2 protein-coding genes are annotated in these 1998 nt (G+C 69.1%); one reads left to right on the top strand and one right to left on the bottom strand.

What is annotated here, in order from left to right:
* Positions 1–471: 471 nt before the first annotated feature.
* Positions 472–936, bottom strand: a complete 465-nt coding sequence (locus ACFU5F_RS42300) for a MarR family winged helix-turn-helix transcriptional regulator (protein WP_383899008.1) — start codon at positions 934–936, stop codon at positions 472–474.
* 156 nt (positions 937–1092) lie between these two features.
* Between ACFU5F_RS42300 and ACFU5F_RS42295 the strand changes: the two genes are divergently transcribed.
* The coding region (locus ACFU5F_RS42295; RefSeq protein WP_383899006.1) for an NmrA/HSCARG family protein at positions 1093–1998 on the top strand (906 nt) is incomplete at its 3' end.

Raw genomic sequence — 1998 nt, 5'->3', positions numbered from 1 at the left:
GTCTTCAAGCAGACGTACGGCATCGCGCCGAGCCGTGTCGTGGCGCTGGCGCGCCGCGCTTCGGCCGGCTGACCCCGAACCCGCGGCGTGCCCTACCCGGCAGCCCTCGACGGCGGCTGGGCTCCTGGCACGACCGGAGCGCAGACGCATGGGGGCGGTCGGTGGACATGCCGGTCCAGGGACACGACACCCGCCAGACCCGGTGGTTCGACGGCGAACAGGACCCCGCACCCATCCGGCAGATCGCCTTCGCCGAGCGGACGGATCCGCCTGTTTCCGGAGCGGCCACGGTGACCGTGCCGCTCTCGTCCGGTGCCGCGTCGACCCGGCGGAAGCACGGGTCGGTGGCGCATGGTCGTGGGCGCTGTACGGGCGCCAGGCATGCGGCGGGCGGTGCGCGGCACGGTGGACGTACGGCAGCACCGCCGCCCCCGTCCGCCGAGGTCACCGACCGTGTCACCCGTGCGAAGGTCACGGTGGCTCGTTGTCCAGTTGCTCGAGGATGAGGTTGGAGAGCCGTGCGAGGGTGGCGAGCTCATCCGGGCTGAGGGCGTCGATGACCAGGCGGCGGACCGTGGCCACATGGTGGGGTGCGGCGGCCTCGATGGATTTGCGGCCCGCCGGTGTGGTGGCGACAAAGGCTCCGCGTCCGTCCTCGGCGCATTCTTCCCGGGCCACCAGGCCGCGTTTGATCATCCTGGCGATCTGATGGGACAGGCGGCTCTGTTCCCATTCGATGGTGCTGGCGAGGTCCTGGAATCGTTGCCGGCCGTCGGGGGTGTCGGTGAGGGCTACGAGGATCTGGAAGTCGGCGCCGGACAGTTTGTGCGCCTTCAGGTCACGCTCCAGCGTGCCCCAGAGCTTCTGGTGCAGGCGGATGAAGGCCCGCCAGGCGTGCTGCTCGGTGGGGCTCAACCATGCAGGTGTGTTGTTCATGCACAACGACTTTACCTGGAAGCTTGACACGTCATATACCTCCGCCTAGCGTACATGACACATCATCTGACGCGTCATGCATCCTCGGGCGCCGAGTTAGATGATGTGACATGCAATGGGGGGCCTCACCCCTGCCCCAACAAGAAGGAGAAGACCGTGGCGGAGAAGAAAGTGATCGCGGTGGTCGGCGCGACCGGTTCCCAGGGCGGCGGGCTGGCCAGGGCGATCCTGGCCGACGCCGGCGGCGGGTTCGCGGTACGTGCGCTGACCCGCAACCCCGACTCGGACACCGCACGCGAACTCGCGGCCCTGGGCGCCGAGGTGGTGAAGGCCGACCTCGGCGACCAGCGGAGCCTCACGGAGGCGTTCGACGGGGCGCACGGGGCGTTCCTGGTGACCAACTTCTGGGCGGACATGTCGCCCGAGCGGGAGAAGCAGGAGGCGGCAACCATGGCCCGGGCCGCCAAGGCCGCGGGCGTGGCCCATGTGATCTGGTCGACGCTGGAGGACACCCGCGACTACATCCCGCTCGACGACGAGCGCATGCCGACGCTGATGGGCAGCTACAAGGTGCCGCACTTCGATGCCAAGGCCGAGGCCAACCGGTTCTTCACCGACGCCGGGGTGCCGACCACCTTCCTGCAGACCACTTTCTACTGGGAGAACCTGCTCGGTCCGATGGCGCCGCGACGGGGAGACGACGGACGGCTCGTGCTGGCCATGCCGATGGCCGACAGCCTGCTCGCCGGCATCGCCGTCGAAGACATCGGCAGGACCGCCTACGGCATCTTCCGCCGCGGCGGTGACCTCGTGGGCCGCACCGTGTCCATCGCGGGCGAGCACCTGACCGGCAAGCAGATGGCCGAGCAGCTCAGCGAGGCCCTGGGTGAAGACGTGGCGTACGTGCCGGTGCCCTTCGACGTGATGCGGGCGCAGCCGTTCCCCGCCGCGGCCGAGTCGGGCAACATGTTCCAGTTCTACGCGGAAGTGCCCCAGTTCAACGCGGTCCGCGACCTCGACGTCGTGCGCGACCTGAACCCGCAACTGCAGACGTTCCAGCAG

This window comes from Streptomyces sp. NPDC057438, from assembly GCF_042802995.1.
Classification (GTDB): domain Bacteria; phylum Actinomycetota; class Actinomycetes; order Streptomycetales; family Streptomycetaceae; genus Streptomyces.
Note: the sequence above shows the minus strand (reverse complement) of the source record. Positions and strands in the feature narration are given on the sequence as shown.